Annotated in this window: 23 protein-coding genes and 1 pseudogene; 12 read left to right on the forward strand and 12 right to left on the reverse strand. The window is 69.8% G+C overall.

Annotated elements, in window-relative coordinates:
* Positions 1-24: 24 nt before the first annotated feature.
* A complete protein-coding gene (locus tag ASF25_RS10315) occupies positions 25-1,266 on the reverse strand; it encodes an MFS transporter (RefSeq protein WP_156368930.1) in 1,242 nt (413 codons plus the stop codon).
* 530 nt (positions 1,267-1,796) lie between these two features.
* Here ASF25_RS10315 and ASF25_RS10320 point away from each other — a divergent pair.
* Complete coding sequence (locus tag ASF25_RS10320; protein WP_056304604.1) at positions 1,797-3,260, forward strand: sugar transferase; 1,464 nt, start codon at positions 1,797-1,799, stop codon at positions 3,258-3,260.
* A 28-nt stretch (positions 3,261-3,288) separates the two neighbouring features.
* Here the strand turns inward: ASF25_RS10320 and ASF25_RS10325 are convergent, their stop codons facing one another.
* Positions 3,289-3,789 carry a Fur family transcriptional regulator gene (locus ASF25_RS10325; protein ID WP_056304521.1) on the reverse strand — a complete coding sequence of 167 codons (501 nt, stop codon included), beginning with the start codon at positions 3,787-3,789 and terminating at the stop codon, positions 3,289-3,291.
* A 201-nt stretch (positions 3,790-3,990) separates the two neighbouring features.
* On the opposite strand from ASF25_RS10325, the gene ASF25_RS23885 reads away from it, so the two are divergent.
* Genes ASF25_RS23885 through ASF25_RS10335 form a run of 3 tightly spaced genes read left to right on the forward strand, consistent with a single transcriptional unit; the run spans position 3,991 to position 5,863 of the window.
* On the forward strand, positions 3,991-4,113 hold the full coding sequence (locus tag ASF25_RS23885; RefSeq protein WP_277996233.1) for a hypothetical protein: 123 nt from the start codon (positions 3,991-3,993) through the stop codon (positions 4,111-4,113).
* On the forward strand, positions 4,110-4,988 hold the full coding sequence (locus tag ASF25_RS10330; protein ID WP_056304522.1) for an ABC transporter ATP-binding protein: 879 nt from the start codon (positions 4,110-4,112) through the stop codon (positions 4,986-4,988). Before ASF25_RS23885 ends, ASF25_RS10330 begins: the two co-directional genes overlap by 4 nt.
* 50 nt (positions 4,989-5,038) lie before the next feature.
* The gene (locus ASF25_RS10335) at positions 5,039-5,863 is read left to right on the forward strand and encodes a metal ABC transporter permease (protein WP_082478958.1); all 825 of its coding nucleotides are present in this window, start codon (positions 5,039-5,041) and stop codon (positions 5,861-5,863) included.
* Positions 5,864-5,931: 68 nt separating this feature from the next.
* Here ASF25_RS10335 and ASF25_RS10340 read toward each other — a convergent pair whose 3' ends face one another.
* Complete coding sequence (locus ASF25_RS10340; RefSeq protein WP_056170334.1) at positions 5,932-6,534, reverse strand: exopolysaccharide biosynthesis protein; 603 nt, start codon at positions 6,532-6,534, stop codon at positions 5,932-5,934.
* A 324-nt stretch (positions 6,535-6,858) separates the two neighbouring features.
* Between ASF25_RS10340 and bcsS the strand changes: the two genes are divergently transcribed.
* Complete coding sequence (gene bcsS / locus ASF25_RS10345; RefSeq protein ID WP_244472971.1) at positions 6,859-7,560, forward strand: cellulose biosynthesis protein BcsS; 702 nt, start codon at positions 6,859-6,861, stop codon at positions 7,558-7,560.
* Positions 7,561-7,573: 13 nt separating this feature from the next.
* On the opposite strand, the gene ASF25_RS10350 is transcribed toward bcsS, so the two are convergent.
* The gene (locus tag ASF25_RS10350) at positions 7,574-8,308 is read right to left on the reverse strand and encodes an SDR family oxidoreductase (RefSeq protein ID WP_056170335.1); all 735 of its coding nucleotides are present in this window, start codon (positions 8,306-8,308) and stop codon (positions 7,574-7,576) included.
* A gap of 116 nt (positions 8,309-8,424) precedes the next feature.
* Between ASF25_RS10350 and ASF25_RS10355 the strand changes: the two genes are divergently transcribed.
* Both ASF25_RS10355 and ASF25_RS21900 read left to right on the forward strand, forming a co-directional pair.
* A complete protein-coding gene (locus ASF25_RS10355) occupies positions 8,425-9,291 on the forward strand; it encodes a formyltransferase family protein (protein ID WP_056170338.1) in 867 nt (288 codons plus the stop codon).
* Between the two features lie 116 nt (positions 9,292-9,407).
* Positions 9,408-9,578 carry a DUF2256 domain-containing protein gene (locus ASF25_RS21900; RefSeq protein ID WP_082478927.1) on the forward strand — a complete coding sequence of 57 codons (171 nt, stop codon included), beginning with the start codon at positions 9,408-9,410 and terminating at the stop codon, positions 9,576-9,578.
* Here ASF25_RS21900 and ASF25_RS10360 read toward each other — a convergent pair.
* From ASF25_RS10360 to ASF25_RS10375, 4 genes are read right to left on the reverse strand one after another with little or no spacing between them, the layout of a single operon-like run.
* Positions 9,573-10,151: a nucleotidyltransferase family protein gene (locus ASF25_RS10360; protein ID WP_056170342.1), complete on the reverse strand. Its 579-nt coding sequence runs from the start codon at positions 10,149-10,151 to the stop codon at positions 9,573-9,575. The two genes, ASF25_RS21900 and ASF25_RS10360, sit on opposite strands and share 6 nt — an antisense overlap.
* On the reverse strand, positions 10,141-11,166 hold the full coding sequence (locus ASF25_RS10365) for a molybdopterin-binding protein (RefSeq protein ID WP_056304523.1): 1,026 nt from the start codon (positions 11,164-11,166) through the stop codon (positions 10,141-10,143). Before ASF25_RS10365 ends, ASF25_RS10360 begins: the two co-directional genes overlap by 11 nt.
* Positions 11,163-11,864, reverse strand: coding sequence for an XdhC family protein (locus ASF25_RS10370; protein WP_056304524.1), 702 nt, complete (start codon positions 11,862-11,864; stop codon positions 11,163-11,165). The genes ASF25_RS10365 and ASF25_RS10370 overlap by 4 nt, the downstream gene beginning before the upstream one ends.
* A gap of 7 nt (positions 11,865-11,871) precedes the next feature.
* The gene (locus tag ASF25_RS10375) at positions 11,872-12,195 is read right to left on the reverse strand and encodes an XdhC family protein (RefSeq protein ID WP_056260757.1); all 324 of its coding nucleotides are present in this window, start codon (positions 12,193-12,195) and stop codon (positions 11,872-11,874) included.
* 227 nt (positions 12,196-12,422) lie between these two features.
* On the opposite strand from ASF25_RS10375, the gene ASF25_RS10380 reads away from it, so the two are divergent.
* On the forward strand, positions 12,423-13,553 hold the full coding sequence (locus ASF25_RS10380; protein ID WP_056304525.1) for a branched-chain amino acid ABC transporter substrate-binding protein: 1,131 nt from the start codon (positions 12,423-12,425) through the stop codon (positions 13,551-13,553).
* A 259-nt stretch (positions 13,554-13,812) separates the two neighbouring features.
* Positions 13,813-14,085 carry a translation initiation factor IF-1 gene (infA, locus tag ASF25_RS10385; RefSeq protein WP_055947419.1) on the forward strand — a complete coding sequence of 91 codons (273 nt, stop codon included), beginning with the start codon at positions 13,813-13,815 and terminating at the stop codon, positions 14,083-14,085.
* Between the two features lie 101 nt (positions 14,086-14,186).
* On the opposite strand, the gene parC is transcribed toward infA, so the two are convergent.
* Together parC and recO are read right to left on the reverse strand one after the other, a co-directional pair.
* Positions 14,187-16,436, reverse strand: a complete 2,250-nt coding sequence (parC, locus tag ASF25_RS10390; RefSeq protein ID WP_056304606.1) for a DNA topoisomerase IV subunit A — start codon at positions 16,434-16,436, stop codon at positions 14,187-14,189.
* A 53-nt stretch (positions 16,437-16,489) separates the two neighbouring features.
* Positions 16,490-17,230: a DNA repair protein RecO gene (gene recO / locus ASF25_RS10395; protein ID WP_056170362.1), complete on the reverse strand. Its 741-nt coding sequence runs from the start codon at positions 17,228-17,230 to the stop codon at positions 16,490-16,492.
* 131 nt (positions 17,231-17,361) lie between these two features.
* On the opposite strand from recO, the gene ASF25_RS10400 reads away from it, so the two are divergent.
* Together ASF25_RS10400 and ASF25_RS10405 are read left to right on the forward strand one after the other, a co-directional pair.
* Positions 17,362-17,751 (forward strand): hypothetical protein, encoded by a 390-nt coding sequence (locus tag ASF25_RS10400; RefSeq protein WP_056304607.1) that lies wholly within the window; start codon positions 17,362-17,364, stop codon positions 17,749-17,751.
* A 55-nt stretch (positions 17,752-17,806) separates the two neighbouring features.
* On the forward strand, positions 17,807-18,559 hold the full coding sequence (locus ASF25_RS10405) for a gamma-glutamylcyclotransferase (protein ID WP_082502569.1): 753 nt from the start codon (positions 17,807-17,809) through the stop codon (positions 18,557-18,559).
* On the opposite strand, the gene dnaE is transcribed toward ASF25_RS10405, so the two are convergent.
* The gene (gene dnaE, locus ASF25_RS10410; RefSeq protein ID WP_056170365.1) at positions 18,541-22,050 is read right to left on the reverse strand and encodes a DNA polymerase III subunit alpha; all 3,510 of its coding nucleotides are present in this window, start codon (positions 22,048-22,050) and stop codon (positions 18,541-18,543) included. The genes ASF25_RS10405 and dnaE overlap by 19 nt on opposite strands.
* 574 nt (positions 22,051-22,624) lie before the next feature.
* Here dnaE and ASF25_RS10415 point away from each other — a divergent pair.
* A complete protein-coding gene (locus ASF25_RS10415) occupies positions 22,625-23,872 on the forward strand; it encodes a nucleotide disphospho-sugar-binding domain-containing protein (RefSeq protein WP_056304526.1) in 1,248 nt (415 codons plus the stop codon).
* A 107-nt stretch (positions 23,873-23,979) separates the two neighbouring features.
* On the opposite strand, the pseudogene ASF25_RS10420 reads toward ASF25_RS10415, so the two are convergent.
* Positions 23,980-25,443, reverse strand: a pseudogene (locus ASF25_RS10420) (efflux transporter outer membrane subunit); the annotation flags it as partial.
* Between the last annotated feature and the right edge of the window lie 52 nt (positions 25,444-25,495).

A 25,495-nucleotide genomic window follows, 5' to 3' on the forward strand; every position in this document is an offset into this window, starting at 1 on the left:
ACGGTTCACCGAGCAAGATACGGTTCACCGGGCCAGCCGCGGCAGGAAGACCGCCGCGAGCCCGATGAGCGGCAAGTAGGCGCAGAGCGCATAGACCGTGGCGATGCCGGCGTGATCGGCCACCTCCCCGAGAACCGCAGCGCCGAGCCCGCCCATGCCGAACGCGAAGCCGAAGAACAATCCACCGACCAGACCGATCCGGCCGGGCAGGAGCTCCTGCGCGTAGACGAGGATCGCCGGCATCGCCGAGGCCAGGATCATCCCGATGGGCACCGTCAGCACCACCGTCCAGACGAGGTCGGCGTGCGGCAGGGCCAGGGTGAAGGGCAGGACCCCCAGGATCGACCCCCAGATCACGGGCTTGCGTCCGAAGCGGTCGCCGATGGGGCCGCCCAGGATGGTGCCCGCCGCCACCGCACCGAGGAACACGAACAGGTAGATCTGCGACTGGGCCACGGACACGCCGAAGCGCTGGATCAGGTAGAAGGTGTAGTAGGACGAGAAGCTCGCCAGATAGAAGTATTTCGAGAAGATCAACGTCAACAGGATTGCGATGGTGAGGCCGACCCGCCGGCGCGACAGGACGCTTGCGGCCGGGGCACCGGCGCGGGTGGCGGGACGCGGGACTGCGCGAAGCCGTCCGGCGTACCATTGTCCGACGAGGGCGAGCACGCAGATCCCCGCGAGCGCGACGAGGGAGAACCAGGCGACGCTCCCCTGCCCGTGCGGCACCACCACGAAGGCCGCCAGCAGGGGTCCGAGTGCCGTGCCGGCATTGCCGCCGACCTGGAACACCGACTGGGCGAGGCCGTAGCGTCCGCCCGAGGCGAGGCGGGCGACGCGGGTCGCCTCGGGATGGAACACCGCCGAGCCGAAGCCCACGAGGCCGGCCGCCAGGAGAAGCAGTCCGTACTCCCACGCCACCGACAGCAGGAGGAGGCCGACGAGGGACGAACCCATGCCGAACGCCAGGGAAAACGGCAGCGGCCTGCGGTCCGTGTAGATGCCGACCACCGGTTGTAGCACCGACGCGGTCACCTGGAACACGAAGGTGATGAGGCCGATCTGTCCGAAATCGAGCCGGAACTGGGTCTTCAGGAGCGGATAGATCGCCGGCAGGAGGGATTGCACGAGATCGTTGAGGAGGTGCGACAGGCTGAGCGCCCCGAGAACCGCGAAGGCCGGACCGGACACGCCCGCGGCACGGTCCCGCACGGCCGGCGCCTGCGGCGGGTCGCCGATGGCTGGTTCGATGGCTCCTGTCATGGGCGATTCCCGACGCATTCCTGGCCGCGGCATATGGGCGGCCGCCGCCCCGATGAGCGTCATCGGTGTCGCGATCATGACCGTGCCGAAAGCCACCGATGCGAAGGGCCGGGCGAGGCTCGGAGAACGCCGTGCCGTCGCGCCCATCACCCGTTTCGTCTCGGCAAAGCCGACCCCGGAATGAACCGAACGGACGACGATGGTCCATGCTCAGCCCGCGAACACGCCTCTAGAGTCCCGAACCGTGGAAGACCAGGGCCGGCGGCAATCACGCCGAGACTTGTCCGTGGATAAGTTTTCGTTCGATTGCGGGACAAAGGCAGGATGGTTAATCACGAGCAGGCGGCCGCATCATGTCTCTTGCGGCGGGCGGGAAGGTCCGGAGATTGCGCAGCGATCCCACGAAACCTCGATCGCTCCGGTCACCGGCGCGATTTGGGACACTTTCCGCCTCACGACGGGACATGGCACTCCAGATGTTTCAGGAACCGATCCAGAAGATCTACCAGACTGCGCCGCAGGCCGTGCCGATGACGACCGATGCGCGTCGCGATGTCTGGGCGGCACTTCTGCCCCGGCGCAGGCGTGCCGCCTTCCGCCTCGGCATCTCCACGGCCGTGGCGATGGCCGATCTCCTGACCATCGTCGGCACCGCCTACGCGGTGGATGTCGCGTACTCGTTCGGGGTGCTGGGCGAGTTCCCGCCGAGCGGCGTGAGCGGCGGATCGCAGATCGCCGGCCTCGTGGCGATGATCGTGCTCCTCACCAACCTGACGCGGGAGGAGTACAGCATCGAGACCGCCCTCTCCCACGGTCCGCACCTGCGACGCGCGGCGACCCTGTGGGTTTCGGCCTGGGCCGTGGTGCTGATCCTCGGCTTCGTGACGAAGACCACGAACGACTTCTCGCGCATCGTCTCCCTGGGCTTCTTCCTCGCCGGACTTCCGACGATGCTCGCCGTGCGCTTCGGCATGACCGCCCTGGTGCGCCGGGCGATCACCCCGGGCTCGGCCTCCGTCAACCGCATCCATCTCGTCGGGTTCGAGGAGGACATCGCCCGGTTCTATGCCCACAACGATACGGACGCGTTGGGTCTCCGGGTCATCGGAACGAGCTACCTGCGGCGGATCGAGGCCGGGGACGACACCCTCGCCCGTGAGACGCGGATCGCCGAGGACCTCGACCTCGCCGTCTCGGTGGTGCGCTTCCTGCGCCCGGACGACGTGTTCATCCTGGTCCCGTGGTCCGACGCCAGCGACATCGAGCGCTGCATCGACGCGTTCCTGCGCGTTCCCGCGGCCCTTCACCTGCGCCCGGGCTCGGTGATGGATCGCTTCCCCGATCTGAAGCCCGGCCGCGTCGGGCGCCTTTCGGGGCTGAGCATCGGGCGACGCCCCCTCCAGGCCGGCGAAATCCTGCTGAAGCGGACCGTCGACCTCACCCTGGCGGCCACCGCCCTGGTGATGCTGGCGCCGCTGTTCGCCGCCGTCGCGGTCCTGATCAAGCTCGACAGCCCGGGGCCGGTGTTCTTCCGCCAGCGGCGCTACGGCTTCAACCAGCAGCCGTTCGGCGTCTACAAGTTCCGCAGCATGAAGACGGAGGGCGATTCGGTCTTCCGTCAGGCGTCGCGCAACGATTCCCGCATCACCCGCATCGGTGCGGTGCTGCGCCGCTCCAACATCGACGAGCTGCCCCAGCTCATCAACGTCCTGCGCGGCGAGATGGCGTTGGTCGGTCCCCGCCCCCATGCGCTCGCCCACGACCGCAGCTTCGAGCGCCGGATCGCCCACTACGCTCGCCGCCACAACGTGATGCCGGGCATCACCGGCTGGGCACAGGTGAACGGCCTGCGGGGCGAGACCCTGACCGACCTCGACATGGAGCGACGCGTCGCCCACGACCTGTACTACATCGACAATTGGTCGATCTGGCTCGATCTCAGGATCATGGTCCAGACGGTGGTCTCGCCGCGCGCCTACAACAACGCGTTCTGAAGGCAGGAGCGTCCGGTGCCGGCCTCGATCAGCCCTCGGCGGGCTTGCCGAGGCAGGCGCCGCACTCGCCCTCGACCTCGAGGATGCGGCTCGACGGCTTGAACCCCACCTTGGCCAAGGTGCGGCCGAGCTGATCCTCGATCTCGGGCGAGGTGGTCTCGTCGATGGAGCCGCAGTTTCGGCAGATCAGGAAGACGAGACCGGCGCCGTCCGTGTGCGTATGCCCGCACGAAACGAAGGCGTTGCGGCTGGCGATGCGGTGGACGAGGCCGTTCTCCGTGAGAAAATCGAGGGCCCGATAGACCGAGACGGCCGCCACGCGCTTGCCCGATCCGCTCAGGCGCTCGGCGATGTCGTAGGCGCCGAGCGGACGCGCCTGGGACGCCACCACCGCGAGGACGTCCCGGCGCAGGCGGGTGAACTGGAGGTCGCGCGCCCGGCACATGGCCTCTGCCCGCGCCAGGGCTTCGCCGGGGCCGTTATGGCCGCAACAGCCTGCCTCGGTGTGCGTGCCCGCGTGATCCTGCATGGGCTCCCGATCCCCGTGAGAGTGCCTCACAGAACTCCCGATCCCCGCCGGTTCTCGCCCTGAGCCCGGCGGTGCAGCGGGAGTTTCGTGAGAGACACTGAGGCGAGCCGGCGGCTCCGGCCCGTTGAACTCGTGGGATGTTACAGTGTATCAGCGCGCAACGTAAGCCGACGCGCCCGTCCGGTCCGATTGCCCCTTCCCGTGACCCGTTCCAATCCCCTGCCCCGCCGCTCGCTGTTCCAGGCGGGGGCGCATCTCCGCTTCGCCGTGGCCGCGGTGCTGGCAGCCCTGCTCTGGGGCGCCGTGCTGTGGGTGTTGGCGTGAGCCCGCCGACGGGCGCCATCGCGCTCCACGGCCTGACCCTCGGCTACGATCGCCACCCGGCCGTGCACCACCTCGACGGCACGATCCAGCCCGGCGCGCTGCTCGCCCTCGTGGGTCCCAACGGGGCCGGAAAATCGACGCTTTTGAAGGGCATCGTTGGCGAAGTCCCGTGTCTCGACGGCCGGATCGACCGCTCGGGTCGCGCCGATGCCCTCGCCTACCTGCCGCAATCGGCGGAGATCGACCGGGGCTTCCCCCTACGCGTCCTCGACCTCGTGGCCATGGGATTGTGGCACCGGATCGGACCATGGCGCCGGGCTGCGCCCTACCGCGACACCCTGGTGGAGGCGCTGTCCGCCGTCGGCCTCGTCGGCTTCGAGGATCGGCCGATCGGCACCCTGTCGGGCGGCCAGTTCCAGCGCGCCCTCTTCGCCCGCCTCATCGTCCAGGATGCCCGCATCATTCTCCTCGACGAGCCGTTCACCGGCGTCGACGGACGCACGAGCGCGGATCTCCTGCGCCTCATCGGTGCTTGGCACCGCCAGGGCCGGACCATCGTCGCCGCCCTGCACGACCTCACCCAGGTTCGTAGCCACTTCCCCCAGACCCTGCTGCTGGCCCGCGAACCGGTGGCATGGGGCCCGACTGACGCGGTGCTGACCGCGGACAATCTCGCCCGCGCCCAAGCCCTGTCGGAGGCGTGGGACGAGGATGCGGCGATCTGCGGCCGGTCGGCCGGCGGGGTCGCCGAGGCGCATCCGCACCCGCACGCCCATTCGCATGCCCACCCCGACACGCATACCCACTCCCACACGCATGCCCACCCGCACAGCCACGGACAGGCTCGGGACCACGCCCATCGGGACGCTCCGTGATCGACACCCTGATCGATGGCCTGTTCGGCCCGTTCGTCGAATTCGGCTTCATGCGACGCGCCCTCGTGGGGTGCCTCGCCCTGTCCCTTTCGGCTCCGCCCGTGGGCGTGTTCCTGATGCTGCGGCGCATGAGTTTAATGAGCGACGCCATGAGCCACGCCGTCCTGCCGGGGGCGGCCGTCGGCTTCCTCGTGGCGGGCCTGTCCCTGCCGGCGATGACCCTCGGGGGGCTCGCGGCCGGTCTCGCCGTGGCCCTGCTGGCGGGGGCCGTCACACGCTCCACCATCATCAAGGAAGATGCGAGCCTGGCGGCCTTCTACCTCATCTCCCTCGCCGCCGGCGTGGTGCTGATCTCGCTCCGCGGTTCGCAGATCGACCTGCTGCACATCCTGTTCGGAACGGTGCTGGCCCTCGACGACCCGGCGCTCCTGCTGCTCGGCGGCATCGCGACCATCACCCTGTTCGGCCTCGCGGCGCTCTACCGCCCGCTGGTCATGGAATGCGTCGACCCCCTGTTCCTGCGTACGGTGAGCCGCGCCGGCGGGCCGGTGCACTACGCCTTCCTCGGGCTGGTGGTGCTCAATCTCGTGGGTGGTTTCCAGGCGCTCGGGACGCTTCTGGCCGTGGGCCTGATGCTTCTCCCGGCGATCACCGCCCGCTTCTGGGCGACGGACCTCAGTGGGATGATCCCCGTCTCGGTGGTGTGCGCGATGATGGCGAGCGTCGCCGGCTTGACGCTCTCGTACCGGGCCGACCTTCCGACCGGCCCCGCGATCGTGCTGGCCGCCGGCGCCCTCTACGTGGTCTCGCTGCTGATCGGTCCCCGCGGCGGCCTGGTGCGCCGCCTCATCCGGCCGCGCCACCTCGAAGGGTAAGCGGTGCGGAACGAAACCCCACGCATCCGGCCCACACACCCGTCGCCTCGGCCGGCGGCTGGACGTCCCTACAGGTTGAACAGGCTCATGATGCCCGACACGAGGGCATAGACGAAGCCCGCATTCAGCAGAACGCCGAGTGCCCCGACGCCGAGGCCGAACATCACGACGACGCCGTCGCGCTCGACCAAGCCGAGACCGACGAGGCAGATCGCGAGCCCGAGGGGAATCTGCCCGACGATGGGGGCGGCGACGATGAGCGCCAGGGACAGGGTGAGCAGGATCAGGCCGACGCCGCGCAGGCCGAGGCCCGTCTCGAACAAGCTCATGCGCGGGCGCGACCACTTCTCGAGACGCCTGAGCAGGGGGACGGCCCGGCTTGCGGCCCGCTCGACATCCTTGCGGGCGACGGAGCGCCGCAGGAGGACACGCGGAAGCCACGGGGAGGCCATGCCGGCCGTGATCTGGACCGCCACGAGCAGAAGCAGCAATCCGCACACCAAGGGAATCGGCGGCGGCATCGGCAGGCAGTTCGGCAAGCCGAGGATGACGATCAGCAGGGCGAAGGCACGGTCCTGCAACACCGCGACGATGTCGCCGACGGTCAGCCGTTCGCTCTCCTGCTCGGCGAGGACGGTCAGCACTTCGGAAGTTCGGGCACCTGGTGACAAGAAAGCTCGGCCATTGGCGACGGTCCTGTCGCGGGCTGTAACCTAGTCGGACTCCGGCGCCAAGCGGACGGGTGGGGCCGGCACGGGTGCCGATGTGCCGGGACGCACCCGTGACGACCAGCGACCAGAGGTTGGATATCTCGTGTAATTATTACCTCAAGTAATCAACCTCATCGTTTCTTGGGCGATAGAGATATCTGGCTGCATAAACCTCTACGATCACGACTTCGATCAATACAATCTCTGATTTTATGCTAATCTCGTCGCACCCTTTGGGAATCATCGGATGTGACGAACGACGGACCATTGCGAAGACGATCGCGCGTGCGCGCCGTTCGGGTGGCGGTGGTCGGCCTCGTGCCGACGGTCCTCGCCTCCGGAATCGTGCAGGCTCAGGACGATCCAGTCTCGCTGCTCCTGTTCGGAAGCCTCGAGACGGGTCCGTCGACCTTCGTCAGCGCCGGTGCCAAAGTCGCCCTCGACCGGATCGACCGGGAGGGGTTCGTCGCCCTCGCGAGCCTCGGGGCCGGCACGCGACGGGAAGGAACGGGCCGGCGGGAGACGGCCACGGCGGCGGCGGTGGTCGGCTACCAGTGGTTCTACGATTGGGGCGTCCTTGCCGCCTATGCGGGGGCCGAAGGCTCCATCGAAGCCGTGACGAGGGGGGGCGTGTCCCGCTTGGAACCGGCCCGCGTCGGCGCCCGGCTCCACGGCGAGGTCTGGGCCCGGCCAGCCGAAGCGACGCTCCTCACCATCACGGCGATCCTCGATACGTCGCGGACCGCCGCGTGGGGACGCTTGTCCTGGGGATGGCAGGTGGAACCGTGGCGCGGCTGGAATCCCTATCTGGGGCCCGAACTCGCCCTCTACGCCGACCACACCGGCTACCGGAAATGGAACCTCGGCGTACACGCGACGGATTTCACCGTCGGCCGCTTCAGCCTACGCACCTCGGCGGGCCTGCAGTTCGAACCGCGGGACTCGGCCAGCCCCTATGTGAGCCTCACCGTCTGGACGCCGTGGTGAGGCCCGCACCGGCTCACCCCTTGGTGCGAAGGGCCGAGCGGCCACCATCGACGCCGACCACCTGACCGGTGATCCAGGCGGCCTCCTCCGAGACGAGGAAGCTCGCGAGGCCGGCGATGTCCTCCGGTGTACCGAGGCGCTGCAGGGCGTGCATCGCGGCGATCCCCGACGCCAGGGTGGCGCTATTCGTGATGGATGCCGAGAGCGGCGTACGGGTCAGCGACGGCGCGACGACGTTGACGCGGATCTGCGGGCTCAGTTCTGCTGCGAGCGAGAGGGCCAGGCCTTCCACCGCGCCCTTGGCCATGGCGACGGAGGCATGCGCCGGGAAGCCCTGTGCCACAGCCACCGTGGAGAACAGGACCACCCCGACCCCGGCTTCGCCGGCGGAGGCCTTGAGCACGGGTGCGGCGGACTGGATGGCCAGGAACGCCCCCAGCGCATTGATGCGAAAATCGGCTTCGGCATCCTGGATCGTCAGTTTGGCCAGGGGCCGCAGGTTGATGGTCCCGACGGCGTAGACCAATCCGCCGAGTTCCGGTCCGGCCTCCTCCGTGACCGTCTTGAAGAAGTCCGGATCGGTGACGTCGCCGGCGGTGAAGGTCGTCTCCCCGAGTTCCGAGGCCGCCGCCTCCAGGCGCCCGGCATCGCGGGCCGCGAGGTGCAGGCGATAGCCGCGTCGGCGTAGGGCCGTCGCCGTCGCCCGGCCGATACCGCCCGTTCCGCCATAGAGGATGACCCGCTTCATGCCCGCTCCCATTCCGTTCGCGATGGATTAGGTAAGGCACGCGGGGGCGACGTGGAGCGTCCCTCACCCGGATCGCCCCATCCGTGGCGTCGCAGCCCCTTCAGCGAGACACGCCCATGAAGTTCGCCTTCGCCGGCATCGATTTCCTCGGGGGCGTGTTCGAGAGCCTCGTGGAGGCGGGCTGGACGCCGATCAAGCTGTTCACCCGCCCCTGCGACGGGATCTACGATCACAACGAGGTGGTGGTCGCCCAGGCGCGGCGGCACCGCGTGCCGATGCAGCTCTCGCGCATCAAGGCCCCCGACATGCAGGCCCTGGCGCAGGAGCATGGGCAGGACTGGGCCCTGGTGGTGGCGGGTTATCCCTGGCTGATCCGGGGCTGGCGCGGACTGGCGGCCTACGGCGTCAACATCCACCCATCGCCCCTGCCCATGGGGCGCGGCCCATATCCGTTGTTCAAGGCGGTGGCCGACGCCCACACCGAATGGGGGGTCACCGCCCACGTGCTCGGCGAGGAGGGCTTCGACACCGGTGACATCATCGCCCAGGAGCGTTTCGCCCTGTCGGACCACGAGACCCACGAGAGCCTGCTCTCCAAGTGTCAGCTCGCCGCGCGCCGCCTCGCCGCCGGTCCCATCGCCCGCGATCTGCCGGCCCGCTGGCGCAGGGCCGAGCCCCAGGGCGAGGGTTCGTACTGGCCGCGCGTCACCGACGCCGACCGGACCCTCGATTTCCGCAGCGACGTGGACGCGATCCTGCGGCGGGTGCGTGCCTTCGGGACCATCGAGACCATCGCGCGGCTCGGTGACGGCCGCATCTACGTGGCGTCTGCGGAAGGCTGGCGCGAAGCCCATCGGCATACCCCCGGCACGGTGGTCCACCGCTACCGCCGCCACGTCGTCATCGCGGCCCGGGACGGCTACATTCAGCTCAACCGGTGGAGCCCGATAGCGGTGACGGAAGTCGATCATCTCGGGCGGTGACCGGACGCCGAAGTCTCAGAGACAGCCATTCGGGGCCGGATACGACCTTCGACCGAGACAACGACCCGGCGACATCGGGGCCCGTTCATGCAGGACCCTTCCATCAGGACCCTTCCATGGCGCGGATGCGCAAGAAATCCGACCTTCCCACCAAGACCTGCGTGAACTGCCGAAAGCCGTTCGCGTGGCGCAAGAAGTGGGAGCGGGTCTGGGACGAGGTGCGCTACTGCTCGGACCGCTGCCGGGCCGAGGCCAAGCGCGGCAAGGCCGATCCCGACGGGTCATAGGCCGGCGAGGGCTTCGGGCGTATCGACGTCCTGAAGCACGGCCCTGTCCATGGGCACTTCACGGACGTCCGTGCGCCGGGCCAGGAGGCGGCCCGCGCCCTGATCGCCCGCGAGCGTGGCGAGATCGGCGCCGAGGCGCCGGCGATCGAGCAGCACCGGATTGCCGCGCTGTCCGTCATGGACGGGCACGACAGCCGCCGGATCGCCCTCGGCGAAGGCGTCCGCCAGGGCGATGAGGTGGTGGGGCCCGATCCGTGGCATGTCGCCGAGCAGCACGAGGATCGCGTCCGCGGCGGGCAGCGCATCGAGGCCGACCCGCAGCGACGTGGACAGACCTTCCCCATGGGCCGGGTTGTCGATGCAGGTGAGGTCGAGCCCTTCCAGGGCCGCGCGCACGGCCGGCCCATGGGCGCCGAGCACCGCCACCACCGGACCGAGCCGCGCGGCCAGGGCGGCCCGCGCCGCGTGGCGCACCAGGGGCTCGCCGTCGAGGAGGCTCAGGAGCTTCGGCGCCGGACCGAACCGGGTGCCGCGCCCGGCGGCCAGGAGCACGAGCCCGAAGTCAGTGGTCATCGTCGTCGGCCGGGGTCCCGCCGGAACGGGGCTGGGGCCGCGACCCGATCTCCATGAGAAGGCCGCCGACCCCGAGGCCGACGATGTCGGCGCGGGTGACGGCGAGCCCGGCGAGCAGCCGGTGCAGGATCCAGTCGAACCCGTTCTCCTTCGGCGACCGGGCACAGCCGGGCGCGCCGATCACCGGGACCGCGCCGAGCGCCCCGACGAGCAGGAGGTTGCCCGGATCGACGGGCATGCCGAGGTGGTCGATCCGACCGCCGGCGGACTCGATTCCCGCCGGAATCACGTCGCGCCGGTCGGTGATGGCGGAGGCGCCGAACACCACCACGAGGTCGGCGCCCTCCGCCACGCGGGCCCGGATCGCGGCGCCGACCGCACCGGCCTCGTGCGGAACCCGGGACTCGGCGACGATTCCCGCCCCCGTGGGTGCGAGGCGCCGGGCCAGGGTCGCCAGGGTCTTGTCGACGGTCGCATCCTTGAGACCGGGGAGCAGCGTCGAGACCACGCCGACCCGGGTGCGCGTGTAGGGCGCGACCTGCACGGCCCTGTCGGGCGCGATCCGGCAGGCGTGCTCCAGGGCGGCGCCCGCGACGGCGTACGGGATGATCTTCACGGTGGCGACCATCTCGCCGGCCGCCACCGGGCGAAAGGCCGGCAGCGTCGCGACCGTGATGGCCTCGTCGACGGCATTCACGGCGTCGATGCCGGCCCGGTCGAGGAGGAGGAGTCCGGCCTGCCCGGCGAACAGGTTGCAGCGCCCGGTGAACGGCGAATCGCGGCGCAGGCCCGGTCCGGCCAGGCGCAGGGCGAGCCGCTCGGCCGCGGCATCCTCGCCGACATCCCCCGGTTCGAGGCTGACCGCCACGATCTCCCTCACGCCCGCCGCATGGAGGCGGGCCGCGTCCTCGGCCGGGATCGGCTGCCCCTTGCGCAGGATGACGCCATGCTCGCGAACCGTATGGGCCGCGATGAGGCCGGCGGCCTCGCGGGTCGGGACCGCCCCGAATCTCACGCCGGCGCCCCGGCGCGGGGCGTGCGCTGCGCCGCCACGACCTGAGCGAGGATGGACACGGCGATCTCGGCGGGACTCACGGCCCCGATGTCGAGGCCGATGGGGGCGGCGATCCGCGCGATGGCATCGGGCGGGAACCCGGCCCGTTCGAGCCGCCCGACGCGGGCCGCATGGGTTTTTCGCGAGCCCAGCGCCCCGACGTAGAAGCACTCGGCGCGCAGGGCCGCCATCAGGGCGGGGTCGTCGATCTTCGGATCGTGCGTCAGGGCGGCGACGGCGCAGTAGCGGTCGAGGGCCGGGACGGCACCGCCCAGGGCCTCGTCGGGCCAGAGGGTGACGAGCTCGATCCCGGGAAAGCGCTCGGGGGTCGCGAAGGCCGTGCGCGGGTCGATGACGGCGACGGCGAGATCGAGGGCCATCGCCATGGGACACAGGGCCTGGCTAATATGCACGGCGCCGATGATCACGAGGCGCACGGGCGGGGCCTGCACGGTGAGGAAGACCTCGCGGCCCTCGACCTCGACGAGACCGCCCTTGCCCGACGCCAGTCGCTTGGCGAGGAGTGCGGCGAGGGGATCGGCGGGAATCTCGGCCTCGCGCACCACGCGCTGCGCTCCGCCGTCGAGGTCGGTCACCAGGATGGCGGCGCGCCGGGCGGCGCGCTCGGCATTGAGAAGGGTCAGAACATCGAGCTGCATGGCGGCCTCAGGCCACCGGCTCGACATAGACGCGGATGCGCCCGCCGCAGGACAGGCCGACCCGCCAGGCGGTCTCGTCGGCGACGCCGAACGCGACGACGCGCGGCCGCCCATCGGCGATGGCGTCCATGCCCTCGGTGATGACCGCGCCTTCGACACAGCCCCCCGAGACGGAGCCGAGGAAGTTGCCCTCGGAATCGACGACGAGGTGACTGCCCACGGGTCGGGGTGCCGAGCCCCAGGTCTCGATCACCGTGGCGAGGGCCACGCCGCGTCCGGCACGGCGCCATGCCTCGGCCGCGCTGAGGATGTCGTTCTCGGTGGAGAGCATGATAGACTCCGGGATCTGGGACGACGGCCCCTCTCCGCGCAACACGGAAGACGGGAGGTAAGCTTCCCCGACGCCAGGACAATGCGGCCGACGGGACCCGAGCGCCAGGACCCGAGCGCCAGGACCCGAGCGCCAGGACCCGAGCGCCAGGACGTAACCTTGCGCACGCTTTGCGCCGGCCTATCCTGGCGCCATCTTTCCGGGTTCGGGGTGCGAGGACAGGCCCAATGAGACGTTTTGCGGTGGCTCTCGCGCTCTTCGCCAGCGCCGCCCAGGCTCAGCCCGGTCCCCTCGTCATCGGGCTCTCGGCCCCCCTCACCGGACAGGACGCCGCGTTCGGGCAGGGGATGCGCGCCGGTGCCGAACAGGCGGTCGCCGAGATCAATCGGACGGGCGGCGTCAATGGACAGCGCCTCGTCCTGGTGGTGGCGGACGACGCTGGCGACGGCAAACAGGGGCTCGCAGTGGCACGTCGGTTCGCCGCGGAGCGGATCGGCTTCATCGTCGGCCCCCTCAACGCCGCCGTGGCCGGCGCGACGATTCCGGTCTACGCGGAATCCGGCATCGTCGCGGTCACGACAGGGGTCGCCTGGGCGCCCCTGACGGCCGGTGGCCATTGGAACGTGTTTCGCACCGGCGCCAACGAAGCCGGGCAGAGCGCGCTCGCGGGGGCCTACCTCGCCAGGCAGTTCGCCGGACGCCGCATCGGCCTCGTGCACGACAAGACCACCTTCGGACGCGGCCTCGTCGATGGCGTGGCGCGGACCCTGAAGGCGGCGGCCCAGGGCGAGGCCGCTTTCGAGGCCCTGTCGCGGGGCGACAAGGATCTGTCCGCCCTCGCCGGCCGCCTGAAACGGGCACGGGTGGACGTCGTTTATTTCGGCGGCCTCGCGACGGAGGCCATCGTGCTCCTGCGGGCCATGCGCGAGGCGGGTCTCGACGCGCCCCTCGTCGGCAGCGACGGGCTTCTGGACAAGGAACTGTCCCAGGTCGCCGCGGCCGACGGCACGGTGATGACCGTGGCGCCCGTCACGCGCCTGCCCGAGGTCAAGCCGTCCCCGACGAAGCCGCGCATGCCGGAGGCCGAGATCCTCGCCGCACAGGTCTTCGTCGCACAAGGTTACGCCGCCGTGGAGGTGCTGCGGGGCGGGATGCTGGGCGCGCGATCGACGGACGCCCGGGCGGTGGCCGCCTTCCTGCGTGACGGCACGACCGTGAAGACGGTGCTCGGGCCCCTCGCCTACGACGCACGCGGCGACCTCAAGGCCGATCCGCGCCAACCAGCCTACGTCCTGCAGGTCTGGCGCCGCACGCCGGACGGGCGGATCGATTACGCGGGCAATACGATCGACCCTTGAGATCGACGGTCCCGGCGGCCGGCGCGATCGCGTGTTCGATCGGAAGGGCGATGGCTGATTTCCATGCTTCCCTGTCGATGGGATTCGCCATCGGGCCGGAAAAGCTTGCTTCGCGCCGATCCCAACATTATGTCGGGGCAACGCTCGCCGGTGTTGCGCATCCGATGGGATCGGACCCGCCGCCCGCCGCGTTTTGCCGAACGGCTTCGTTTTATATTCCGGGTCGCCCCGTTCTGGCTGTCCCGCTTGGAGAGTGTGGATGGCGAAAGAAGAATTGATGCAGTTCGACGGTCTCGTGATCGAGATCCTGCCGGACGCACGCTACCGCGTGCAGCTCGACCAGGGGCACGAGATCGTGGCCTACACGGCCGGCAAGATGAAGAAGAACCGCATCAAGACTCTGGCGGGCGATCGTGTCACCGTCGAAATGTCGCCCTACGACCTCGAGAAGGGCCGCCTCGTGTTCCGCCACAAGGACGAGCGTTCCGCCGGTCCGCGTCCGCCCATGCGCGGCCAGTTCCGTCGCCGCTGACGTTTCGAGCGCCAGACGCCGCTTCGGCCCGTATCGATCAACGACAATGCCCGCTTCGGCGGGCATTGTCGTTCTGGCGGGTCACTTGACGAACCGGCGGCCTATTTGCCGAACCGCTCGAACTTCGGGAAGCTCCGGGTCATGAGCGTCCCGGCGTCGGAGCGGTGGCCCATCCATTTCTCCAGGATGCTCGCCTGGGCGAGCCGCGCCTCGCCCCCGGTCTCGCGCCACGGCAGGCCCTCGGCGAGGGTGAAGACGCAGGCATCCGTCAGGGTTGTCTGGCGGCAGCGTTGCAGACGCACGCCCTTGCCGCGCACCAGTTCGGGCATCTCCGCGAGGGGGAAGACCAGGAGTAGACGGTCGGCGCTGCAGACGGCGACGTGGTCGCCGGTCGCCGGCACCAGCAGGGTCGCGGTGGCCGGCGCATCGAGGCCCATGATGCCCTTGCCCTTGCGGGTGTTGGCCACCAGAGCGTCGGCCGGCGCCACGAAGCCGCGCCCGTCGGAGGCCGCCACCAGCAGCTTGGCGCCCGGCTGATACGGCAGGGCCGCGACGATCTCGGTGCCGTCGTCGAAATCCACCATGAGGCGGATCGGGTCGCCGAAGCCGCGGCCACCGGGGAGCTTGGCCGCCTCCAGGGTGAACACCTTGCCGTTGGAGGCCAGCACGAGGAGCTTGGCCGTGGTCTCGCTCGGGAACGCGATCTTCAGGCTGTCGTCGCCCTTGAAGGCGACGCCCGAGAGGTCCGCCACGTGCCCCTTCAGCGCCCGGATCCAGCCCTTGGCCGAGACGATGACGGTGATGGGCTCGCGCTCGACCATGGCCGAGGTGAAGTCGATGCCGGCGGTGTCGGGTGGGTTCTCGAGGGTGGTGCGCCGGGCACCGATCTTGGTCTCGGGTCCGAAGGTCTTCTTCACCGCGCGGATCTGCTTGGTGATGTCGGCCCATTGCAGCTTGTCGGAGCCGAGGAGTTCCTCGATCCCGAGCTTCTCCGTCGTCAGGGTGTCGAGTTCGCGCTTGAGTTCCATCTCCTCGAGCTTGCGCAGGGAGCGCAGGCGGGTGTCGAGGATGGCGTTGGCCTGGATCTCCGTCAGTTCGAACCGCTTCATCAGGGCGGCCTTCGGCTCGTCCTCCTCGCGGATGATGCGGATGACCTCGTCGAGGTCGAGGTAGACGATGAGCAGGCCGCCGAGGATCTCGAGGCGCCGGTCGATCTGGGCGAGGCGGTGGCGCGAGCGGCGCTGCAACACGACCCGGCGATGGTCGAGCCACTCCCGCAGGGCTTCGGCCAGACCGATGACCCGGGGGACGAGGCCGCCGACCAGCACGTTCATGTTGAGGGAGATGCGGGCCTCGAGCTCGGTGAGTCGGAACACCGACTCCATCAGGATGACGGGATCGACGTTGCGGGCGCGCGGCTCCAGCACGATGCGGACATCCTCCGCCGATTCGTCGCGCACGTCGGCGAGCAGCGGGAGCTTGCGCTCCTGCAGCAGCTCCGCGAGCTTCTCGATGAGGCGCGCCTTCTGCACCCCGTAGGGAATCTCAGTGACCACGATGGTCCAGGTGCCCCGCCCAAGATCCTCCTTGGCCCAGCGGGCGCGCACGCGAAATCCGCCGCGCCCGGTGCGGTAGGCCTCGGTGATGGATTCGGCGCTGTCGATGAGGATGCCGCCGGTGGGGAAGTCCGGCCCCTTCACGAAGGTGAGGAGCTGGGCCGAGGTCGCCTCCGGGTGGGTGATGAGATAGAGCGCCGCGTCGCAGAGTTCGGCGGCGTTGTGCGGCGGGATCGAGGTCGCCATGCCGACGGCGATGCCCTGGGAGCCGTTGGCGAGCAGGTTCGGAAAGGCCGCCGGGAGCACCACCGGCTCCTCTTCCTGCCCGTCGTAGTTCGGGCGGAAATCGACGGAATCGTCGTCGAGCCCCTCCATGAGGAGGCGCGCGACCTCCGTCATCCGGGCTTCGGTGTAGCGCTGGGCGGCGGCGTTATCGCCGTCGATGTTGCCGAAATTGCCCTGGCCGTCGACCAGCGGATAGCGCTGGGCGAAGTCCTGGGCCATGCGCACCAGGGCGTCGTAGGCCGCCGTGTCGCCGTGCGGATGGTACTTGCCGATGACGTCGCCGACGATGCGGGCGCATTTCTTGAACGCCGAGGTCGGGTCGAGCTTAAGCAGCCGCATGGCGAACAGGATGCGCCGGTGGACGGGCTTCAGCCCGTCGCGGGCATCGGGCAGCGCCCGGTGCATGATGGTCGAGAGCGCATAGGCGAGGTAGCGGTCCTCCAAGGCGGATTTCAGCTCGACGCTCTCGATGCCGTCGGAGCCCGACGGCGGCTCGAAGGGCTGGCCCATCACGATCTCCAGGGGCGACACGACCCCAAATCAGAACAAATCAAGAACATGACTTATGCGCTTCCCGTCCCCAAGGCAACGAAGCGCGCCCGGGCATCCGGGGGCGGCAGCGCGCGCGGCCCCCAGATGTGCTGATCGAGGAAATACCCCGTCAAGGTAAACCCCGCCGTAACGTCGGCGCCCTCGGGGGTCATCGGCAGTGGATCGCCCGGCGCCCGCTCCCGCAGGAAGTCCGGCAGGGCGAGCAAGCGGTCGCGATAGGGCTCGCCCGCCGACGCGCTCACCGCCCGGCCCGAGCGGGGCGAGACGTAGATCAGGGCGTCGTTGCCCCCGGTCGCGGCGCAGGCGGACAGATCGAGACCGAAGCCGAGATCCGCCAGGATCGCGAGTTCGAACCGCACCATCAGGGGCGGGGCGATGTCGGGATCGTGGAGGTGATCGATGAGGATGCGGGCGGCCGCGTAGAGTTCGGGATGGGGGTCGCGCTCGGGCAACAGGCGCAGGAGACCGGCGAGGTGCGCGATGCCGTGAAGGGCGAGCCCCGATCCCATCAGCCGCGCGGCCACGGATTCGAGGGGCTCGACGGCGTAGGCGCCGAGGCTGTCGTCGAGGCGCGCCCGCCACGTGGCCTGGACCCGGTTGCCGGGCTGAAGCACGGGCTGCATCCGGCGCGAGCGGCCGCCATGGACGAGGCCGAGATGGCGCCCATGCGCGGCGGTCATGAGTTCGAGCACCACGCTCGTCTCGCCCTGACGGCGCAGGCCGAGCACGAGGCCGTCGTCGGTCCATTGCATGCCTCTCCATAGGCCGATGCCGGCGGGAAGGAAAAGCGCGCCGGCAGCGAAGATTGCACCAATGAACACTTTCCCGCAGGACGGGAATAAGCTTAGGCTTGTGCTGGAAGCCGAGGCGAGCGGAGATGGCGATGGGTGGTCCGGCTCGGCTCCTGCTCCTTGGTCTGGCCTGCGCGCTCCCGGCCTGCACGCCCCGCGCCCCGGCCTCCTCCCCCGGCGCGACGCTCCGCACCCGCATCGCCGCCCTCGCCCTGGCGCAGGTGGATTTCGGCTCCGTGTCGGTGATCCCCATACGGTTCGAGCACAGCCGCATCTCAGGTCCGTTCGAGGATGGCGGGCGCACCCTCTACTGCGTCTCGACGCGGATGAAGGGCCGGACGTTCGGCAAGGGCGAGCGGGCGAAGGCCGTGATCCGGGACACGGGCGGCGTGCTCGGCGTGGTGTCCGACGATGAGGAGATCTGCAACGGGCACCGCACGGAGCCGTTTCCGGAACTCGAGACCCTCGGCAATCCCGCCTGATCCATCGGGATAGGCCCGGGCTTGCTCCCGCGGTGGGGGGATGAGACCCTGGGACATGCCAAAACGCCCGTTGAGCCTCAGCCTCGACCTCATCGCCCGCGCCCATCCCGATCCCGTCCGCGACGACCCAGGCGCCCTCACCCTCCTCACCGACGACGAACTCGAACCCGGCCTCGCCCAGGCGCTCACCCGGCGACCGTCCGGCGCGGAGGGCCTGTGGGTGTTCGGTTACGGCTCCCTGATCTGGCAGCCGGAATTCACCTTCACCGAGCGGCGCACCGGAACGGTGCGGGGCTATCACCGTCGGTTCTGCCTGCTGCAGCGGCGGTTCCGCGGGAGCACGGAGCGGCCGGGCCTCGTCCTGGGCCTCGATCGCGGCGGCCTGTGCCGGGGCGTCGCGTTCCGGCTCGCGGGGGACGATCCGCACGTCACCCTGCTGCCGGTCTGGCGCCGGGAGATGCGCGGCAACGGCTACGCCTCCCGCTGGGTGGTGGTCGAGACCGCCGACGGCCCGGTCACCGCCCTGACCTTCGTCGTCAACCGCGCCAGCGACCGCTACACCGGGCGCCTGACGGAGCCCGAGATCGCCGACCGCATCGCCACGGGGGCCGGGCATCTCGGGCCGAGTGCCGAGTACCTGTTCCGCACCGCCGAGGCCTGCGCGCGGGAGGGGATCCTGGACGAGCACCTGTGGACCCTGCAGGCGTTGGTGGCCGAACGGTTGGATGCCATGGCGCAGGCCGACGGGGCGCCCCAAGCGCCGAGCAGGCCGGCGGCAAGCCCGTCGCCTCAGTTCACCTCCACCTGAACCACCCCCGGCACGGCCCGGAGCGCGCCCGCGATCTGAGGCGTCGCCTGATACTTGCCCTGCAGCTTCACCTCGACCTCGCGGTCGCCGTTGTCGAGGAGGAGGATCAGCGAGACCTCGCCCTCGCCCCGCACCTGCAGGCGCTGCTGGACGGGCGCGATGGAGCGCTCGTCGCGGAGATAGATGCGCATGCCCTTCTGGTGGCGGGCCACCGCCACGTCGAGGGGTTCGGCGGTGACGATGCGGGCACGCACGTCCTCGCCCTCCAGGTTGGCCTGGATCTGGAGCACGAGGGGACGTCCCGGCTCCAGGATCTCGCGATACTGGCCGAGGCCTTCGGAGAAGATGATCGCCTCGAAATGCCCGGTCTGGTCGGACAGGATGACGATGCCGAGCTTGTTGCCGGTCTTGGTCCGGCGCTCGGACCGGTCGAGGACGGAGGCGGCGACCCGGCCGACGCTGGTGGTGCCGGCCCGCACCGCCTTGCAGAACTCGGCCCAGGTCTGCACCCGGAGCTTGCCCAGCAGATCGCCGTACTCGTCGAGGGGGTGGCCCGAGAGGAAGAAGCCGATGGCGTCGTATTCCTTCTTGAGCTTGTCGGCCATCGGCCAGCCCTCGTAGGCCGGGATGCGCAGGGTCACGTCGGCCGCGGTGACGCCGCCGAACATGTCGGCGATGCCGGTGCTCTCGGCCTCGGCGGCCCCTTGGGCGAGCTTCATCATCGGCTCGATGGCCGCGCAGGCCCGCGCCCGGTCCGGCTCGATGGTGTCCATGGCCCCGGCCGCCACGAGGTTCTCCAGGGTGCGCTTGTTGATCATGCGCGGGTTGAGGCGGCGCGCCAGGCACGCGAGATCCCGGAAGGGCGTCTCCCCCCGGGTCTCCACGATGGATTCGACGGCGCCGCGGCCCACGCCCTTGATGGCCGACAGGGCGTAGACGATGCGGCCGTCCTTGACCTCGAAGTTGACCCCCGACGTGTTGATGGAGGGCGGCTCGACGACGATCTTGAGGCGCTGGGCGTCCTGGCGGAACTCGGCGAGCTTGTCGGTCACGTCGATGTCGAGCTGCATGGCGGCGGCCAGGAACTCGACGGGGTGGTTCGCCTTCAGGTAGGCGGTCTGATAGGTCAGCAGGGCGTAGGCGGCGGCGTGTGATTTGTTGAAGCCGTAATCGGCGAACTTCGCCAGCAGGTCGAAGATCTCGTCGGCCTTGGCCTTGGTGAGCTCGCGCTCGATGCAGCCCTTCACGAAGCGGTCGCGCTGGGCGTCCATCTCGGCCTTGATCTTCTTGCCCATGGCGCGGCGCAGCATGTCGGCCTCGCCGAGCGAGTACCCGGCCAGCACCTTGGCCACCTCCATCACCTGTTCCTGGTAGACGATGATGCCGAAGGTCTCGCGCAGGATCGGCTCCAGCTTTGCGTGCGGATACCAGCTCGCCTCGTTGCCGGCGTCGCGCCCGAGCTTGCGCTCGCAATAGACCGGGATGTTGGCCATGGGGCCGGGGCGGTAGAGGGCCACGAGGGCGATGATGTCCTCGAACCGGTCGGCCTGCATCTCGACGAGCGCCTTGCGCATGCCGGCGGATTCCACCTGGAACACGCCCACCGTCTCGCCGCGCTTCATCGGCAGGTAGGTCGCCTCGTTGTCTAGGGGCAGCGAGGCGAGATCGACGATGATGCCGCGCTTGGCCAGCAGGTCGGTGCAGTAGCGCAGCAGGGTCAGGGTCTTCAGACCCAAGAAGTCGAACTTCACCAGGCCGGCGGCCTCGACCCACTTCATGTTGAACTGGGTCACCCGCATGCCGGTCTTCGGATCGCGGTAGAGGGGGACGAGCTGTTCGAGGGGCCGGTCGCCGATGACCACGCCGGCGGCGTGGGTCGAGGCGTGGCGGTGCAGGCCCTCCAGCTTCTTGGCGATCTCCATGAGGCGGGCCACGATGGGCTCCTCCTCCATGGCCGCCTGGAGCTTGGGCTCGCCCTCGATGGCCTGGGTCAGGGTCACGGGGTTGGCCGGGTTCTGCGGCACCAGCTTCGTGAGCTTGTCCACCTGCCCGTAGGGCATCTCCAGGACGCGGCCGACGTCGCGCAGCACGCCGCGCGCCTGCAGGGTACCGAAGGTGATGATCTGCGCGACCTGCTCGTGGCCGTAGCGATCCTGCACGTACTGGATCACCCGCTCGCGGCCGTCGACGCAGAAGTCGATGTCGAAATCCGGCATCGAGACGCGCTCGGGGTTAAGGAAGCGCTCGAACAGCAGGCCGAAGCGAAGCGGGTCGAGGTCGGTGATGAGGAGCGACCACGCCACCAGGGATCCGGCACCCGAGCCACGGCCCGGGCCGACCGGAATGTCGTGGTCCTTGGCCCACTTGATGAAGTCCGACACGATGAGGAAGTAGCCGGGAAACTTCATGCCGACGATGACGTCGAGCTCGAAGGCGAGGCGGTCGCGATAGACCTGCTCGCTCATGCCCGGCGCCGTGCCGTGCTGTGCGAGGCGCAGGTCGAGGCCGGCGATAGCCTGCGCGCGCAGCTCCTCCGGCTCGGATCTCACCACCTCCGCCCCGGCTGCACCGGGGGCCTCGCCGGCGACGGCGTCGGCGGTGACACGGGCGAAGTTCGGCAGGATGGGCTTGCGCGTGCGCACGCGGTAGGCGCAGCGCATGGCGATCTCGACCGTGGCGTTCAGGGCGTCCGGCAGATCGACAAACAGCTCGGCCATCTGCGCGCGCGTGGTGAAAGCGTGCCGCGGGGTGAGCTTGCGCCGGCGCTCGTCGGAGACGAGGCGTCCGTCCGCGATGGCGAGCAGCGCGTCGTGGGCGTCGTAATCGCCGGTACGCGCGAAGAACGGTTCGTTGGTGGCCACGATGGACAGGCCGTTGGCATCGGCGAGCCGGAGCAGCTCGCGCTCGATGGCCCGTTCGTCGGACAGGCCGTGGCGCAGGATCTCGACGTAGAGGTTGCTCTCGCCGAAGGCCGCCTTGAGCTGGGCGAGACGCGCGGCGGCGAGCTCGGCCCGGCCCTGGCGCAACGCCCCGTCGAGGGGTCCGGTGGTCCCGCCCGTGAGGGCGATGAGCCCGCCGGCGCATTCGGCCAGCCCGGCGGCGCTCACCCGGGGGGCATCGCCGAGGGCGCCGTCGAAGTAGGCGCGGCTCGCCAGCCGCAGGAGGTTCGCGTAACCGGCCTCGTCCTGGGCCAGGACCACCACGTTGGCGCAGCCGGCCTGCCCCTGAACCACCCGCGCCATGGGATCGGGCGTCTCGAAGGCCACCGTCACCTGCAGGCCGGCGATGGGCTGAATCCCCGATCCGGAGGCCTTCTCGGAGAATTCCAGGGCCCCGAACAGGTTGTTGGTGTCGGTGAGCGCCAGGGCCGGCTGCCGGTCGGCCGCCGCCGCCTTGACGATGTCCCCGACCTTCAGCGCCCCTTCGAGGAGCGAGAACGACGAGTGGACGTGGAGGTGGACGAAGCCGGGATCTTTGAGGATGCGCGCCATGCTCCCAACAGCCCGACTCGTGGTGAACGATCCATCAAGAATGCGCGGAGCGGATCGTTTGGCTGTGGAAGGCCGCCATCCGTGATGCGTCGGCAACGCTATCGCAACGGCGCCAATGCGACAGCCCAAGCGGCGACCGAAACCGCAAGGAGACCGAAGGCCATGAATTCGACCGCGCCGGTGAGGATCATCCGCTTGAGCATGGGAAGCGCCTTTCGTTGAGCTCTCCCATTTTGTTCCTGTTTTGTTCTATGTAAAGCGAAAAGGCCGTCTCGCGGTCGGCAGAGTCAACGAAATGTGAAGCCCGGGCCGGCTGCATGATTTCACGACAGATTCGCATGCCGCTGCATGGACGATCCTGCCAACATGACGCGGACAGCAGGCAAAACCGCATGTTCTACTGAAGATCCATCGCATCGTCCCTGCTGCGACAACGCTTCGACTCCGTAAGATTCCGCACATCGTTGCAGGACGGCCAGTCACCGCCAAGGCCCGAATCACAACCGCAGGATGGCGAACACGAACCCTGTACCTATGTGAGCGGGACACCCGGACTCCGCATCACAGACCGAACATGCAAATCAAGTTGGTGGCCGTCGGCTCACACGGCGACGTCCTTCCCTTCATCGGCCTCGGGGCCGAACTGGTGCGACGCGGGCACGCCGCGGTTCTGGCGGCGCCCGCCCCCTTCGCTCAGCTGGCGGCCCGCGCTCACCTGCCGTTCCACGCTCTCGGCACGCGCGCCGATTACGAGCGGACCGTCGCGGTGCCGGACTTGTGGCATCCGAGGCGGGGGGCCTTCGTCCTGTTCGACCAGCTCGCCCCGACGACGGAGCAGACCTACGACTGGCTGGCCCGTACCAGCGCACCAGGCGAGACCCTCGTGGTCGCCTCGACCCTCGGCCTGGGCGCCCGCGTGGCGCAGGACAAGCTCGGCCTGCCCGTCGTGACCGTGCATGTCATGCCCCTGCTGGTGGAGAGCCGGCACGCCGCGCCGGTTCTGCCGGGCATCCCCCTCGCCCACCTGCTGCCGTCCCGCCTACGGCACTGGCTCGGCCGGGGCGCTGACCGCTACGTGATCGGCCCGGCCGCCCTGCCCCAACTCAACGCCCTGCGCGAGCGCCTCGATCTCGCGCCCGTGCGCCGCCTGCGGCACTGGTGGAACAGCCCGACGCGGATCCTCCTGATGTTTCCGGAGTGGTTCACCGCCCCCCAGGCGGATTGGCCGGCCCAGGCCGCGCAGGTCGGCTTTCCCCTGGTCGATCGTCTCGGCGATACCCCTTCCCTGAGCTCGGAGCTGAGCGAGTTCCTCGCGGCAGGGCCACCACCCCTGGTGTTCACCTACGGGTCGGCGATGCGTCACGGCCAAGCCTTCTTCCGGACGGCCTGCGCCCTGTGTCGGACCATGGGCCGCCGTGGCGTGATGCTGGCGCCGGAGTCCGGTCAGATGCCCACGGATCTGCCGGAGGGCGTCATCCATGTCCCCTACGCGCCCTTGAGCGTGCTGCTTCCGCGCGCCGCCGCTCTGATCCACCACGGCGGCATCGGCACCGTCGCCCAGGCCCTGGCCGCCGGCATCCCGCAGCTCGTGGTCCCGGTGGCGTTCGACCATTTCGACGAAGGCCAGCGCCTCCAGCGCCTCGGCGTCGGCGCCATGCTCGGCCGGCGTTGGTTCACCCCAGGCCGGGCCGCCCAAGCCCTCAACCGTCTTCTGGCCTCCGAGACCGTGGCGCAGGCCTGCGCCGAGACGCGCATGCGCATGACCCGGGAGGACGGCGTATCGGCCGCCTGCGACGAGATCGAGCGCCTGATCGCCCGCTGAGTCATACCAGTTCCGGTCGATCGCTTCGCGATGCGGATCTGGGCTTCGCTCAGGCGCCGCGCGGGCTGCCTGAGACTGTCTCCGTAAGGATCATCCGGAAAACAGTCTCACTCGTCCGTTCGCACCGCCTGTCCGGAATCGATGGGCAGGCGGGTGCCCTTGAGTTCGTCGCCGGTGGGCAGGCTGCGCACGTCCCAGCCGCCGCCGAGTGCCCGGATGAGGGCCACGGCGGTGGTGAAGCGGTTGAGGCGGATCTGCAGGGCGTTGATCTCGTTGTTCAGGGCGATGGACTGGGCCGTCACCACCGTGGTGTAGTTCTGCGTGCCCGCCCGGTACTCGTTGAGGGTGATCTCGACACCGCGCCGGGCCGAGGCCACGGCCTCGTCCTGCGCCGCCTGCTGGCGGGCGAGGATGCGCACGCCCGAGAGCCCGTTCTCGACCTCCCCGAAGGCGGTGAGCACGGTCTGGCGGTAATTCGCCACCGCCGCGTCGTAGGCCGCGCGGGTGATGCGGAGCGCCGCCGCGCGGGCGCCGCCGTCGTAGAACACCTCCGTGCCGGCCGCAGCGACCGACCAGACCTGGTTGGCGGCCGAGAACACGCCGTTCGACGTCAGGCCCGAGACCCCGCCCGAGGCCGAGAGGGTGAGCGTGGGGTAGAACGCCGCCACGGCGACGCCGATGAGCTCGCTCTGGGCCTGCACGGTCCGCTCTGCCTGGGCGACATCGGGGCGGCGCTCCAGCAGGGCCGACGGAATGCCCACCGGCACGGCGGGCGGGCGCACGGCGAGCGGCGCGACGGGCAGGGACAGTTCGGCGGGCGGGCGCCCGACGAGGGTCGCCAGGGCGTGCTCGAAGATCGCCCGCTGCAGGCCGATGGCGATGGCCTGGGCCTGCGTCGTCTGCAACAGGGTCTGGGCGGTGATCACGTCGGACCGCGCGGCCACACCCGCCGCGTACTGGTTCTCGGTGATGGCGAGACTCTTCTTGAAGCCCGCGATGTTCTCGTCAAACACCCGCTGGAGCGAGTCCTGATATCTGAGGCTCAAATAGTTGTTCGCGACCTCGGACTGGATGGTGAGGCGCACCAGGGCCAGATCCGCCGCGCTCGCCTGGGCGGTGGCGACCTCGCTCTCGAGGTTGCGCCGGATGCGGCCGAACAGGTCGAGCTCCCAGCTCGCCTGCCCCTGGAGCGAGACGGTGGTGCGCTCCGAGCCCCCGACCCGCGAGCGGGTGATGTTCGGCGCGCCGATCACCGTGGGAAACAGGGCGGCGCGGGCCTGGGCGACGAAACCGCGCGCCTGCTCGTAGGCGGCGACCTGGGCGCGCAGGGATTGGTTGTCGACGTCGACGAGGCGGATCAGCCGGTCGAGGGCCGGATCCCGAAAAACCCGCCACCAGTCGCCGCGCTCGGCCCCGTCGTTGGGGGCGGCCGGGCGCCACCCCTTGCGGCTCGCGACATAGGCCGCACTGTCCTCGCGGGCCCCGCCCTCCTTGAAAGCCAGCGGCGTCTCGACGGAGGGACGGGAATAGTCGGGGCCGACCATGCAGCCGGAGACCGACGCCGCGAGGGCGACGAGGGCGACGAGATGCGACGGGCTCCCTCTCCTGGAAGGAGAGGGTTGG

The sequence above is a fragment of the Methylobacterium sp. Leaf100 genome (genome assembly GCF_001422845.1).
In the GTDB taxonomy this organism is placed as follows: domain Bacteria; phylum Pseudomonadota; class Alphaproteobacteria; order Rhizobiales; family Beijerinckiaceae; genus Methylobacterium.

Coding starts and splice junctions, on each gene's coding strand:
- ASF25_RS10315 (WP_156368930.1), bottom strand. CDS start 1,266: ATGACAGGAGCCATCGAACCAGCCATCGGCGACCCGCCGCAGGCGCCG.
- ASF25_RS10320 (WP_056304604.1), top strand. CDS start 1,797: ATGACGACCGATGCGCGTCGCGATGTCTGGGCGGCACTTCTGCCCCGG.
- ASF25_RS10325 (WP_056304521.1), bottom strand. CDS start 3,789: ATGCAGGATCACGCGGGCACGCACACCGAGGCAGGCTGTTGCGGCCAT.
- ASF25_RS10335 (WP_082478958.1), top strand. CDS start 5,039: ATGCGACGCGCCCTCGTGGGGTGCCTCGCCCTGTCCCTTTCGGCTCCG.
- ASF25_RS10350 (WP_056170335.1), bottom strand. CDS start 8,308: ATGAAGCGGGTCATCCTCTATGGCGGAACGGGCGGTATCGGCCGGGCG.
- ASF25_RS10355 (WP_056170338.1), top strand. CDS start 8,425: ATGAAGTTCGCCTTCGCCGGCATCGATTTCCTCGGGGGCGTGTTCGAG.
- ASF25_RS21900 (WP_082478927.1), top strand. CDS start 9,408: ATGGCGCGGATGCGCAAGAAATCCGACCTTCCCACCAAGACCTGCGTG.
- ASF25_RS10360 (WP_056170342.1), bottom strand. CDS start 10,151: ATGACCACTGACTTCGGGCTCGTGCTCCTGGCCGCCGGGCGCGGCACC.
- ASF25_RS10370 (WP_056304524.1), bottom strand. CDS start 11,864: ATGCAGCTCGATGTTCTGACCCTTCTCAATGCCGAGCGCGCCGCCCGG.
- ASF25_RS10375 (WP_056260757.1), bottom strand. CDS start 12,195: ATGCTCTCCACCGAGAACGACATCCTCAGCGCGGCCGAGGCATGGCGC.
- ASF25_RS10380 (WP_056304525.1), top strand. CDS start 12,423: ATGAGACGTTTTGCGGTGGCTCTCGCGCTCTTCGCCAGCGCCGCCCAG.
- infA (WP_055947419.1), top strand. CDS start 13,813: ATGGCGAAAGAAGAATTGATGCAGTTCGACGGTCTCGTGATCGAGATC.
- parC (WP_056304606.1), bottom strand. CDS start 16,436: ATGGGCCAGCCCTTCGAGCCGCCGTCGGGCTCCGACGGCATCGAGAGC.
- recO (WP_056170362.1), bottom strand. CDS start 17,230: ATGCAATGGACCGACGACGGCCTCGTGCTCGGCCTGCGCCGTCAGGGC.
- ASF25_RS10400 (WP_056304607.1), top strand. CDS start 17,362: ATGGGTGGTCCGGCTCGGCTCCTGCTCCTTGGTCTGGCCTGCGCGCTC.
- ASF25_RS10405 (WP_082502569.1), top strand. CDS start 17,807: ATGCCAAAACGCCCGTTGAGCCTCAGCCTCGACCTCATCGCCCGCGCC.
- dnaE (WP_056170365.1), bottom strand. CDS start 22,050: ATGGCGCGCATCCTCAAAGATCCCGGCTTCGTCCACCTCCACGTCCAC.
- ASF25_RS10415 (WP_056304526.1), top strand. CDS start 22,625: ATGCAAATCAAGTTGGTGGCCGTCGGCTCACACGGCGACGTCCTTCCC.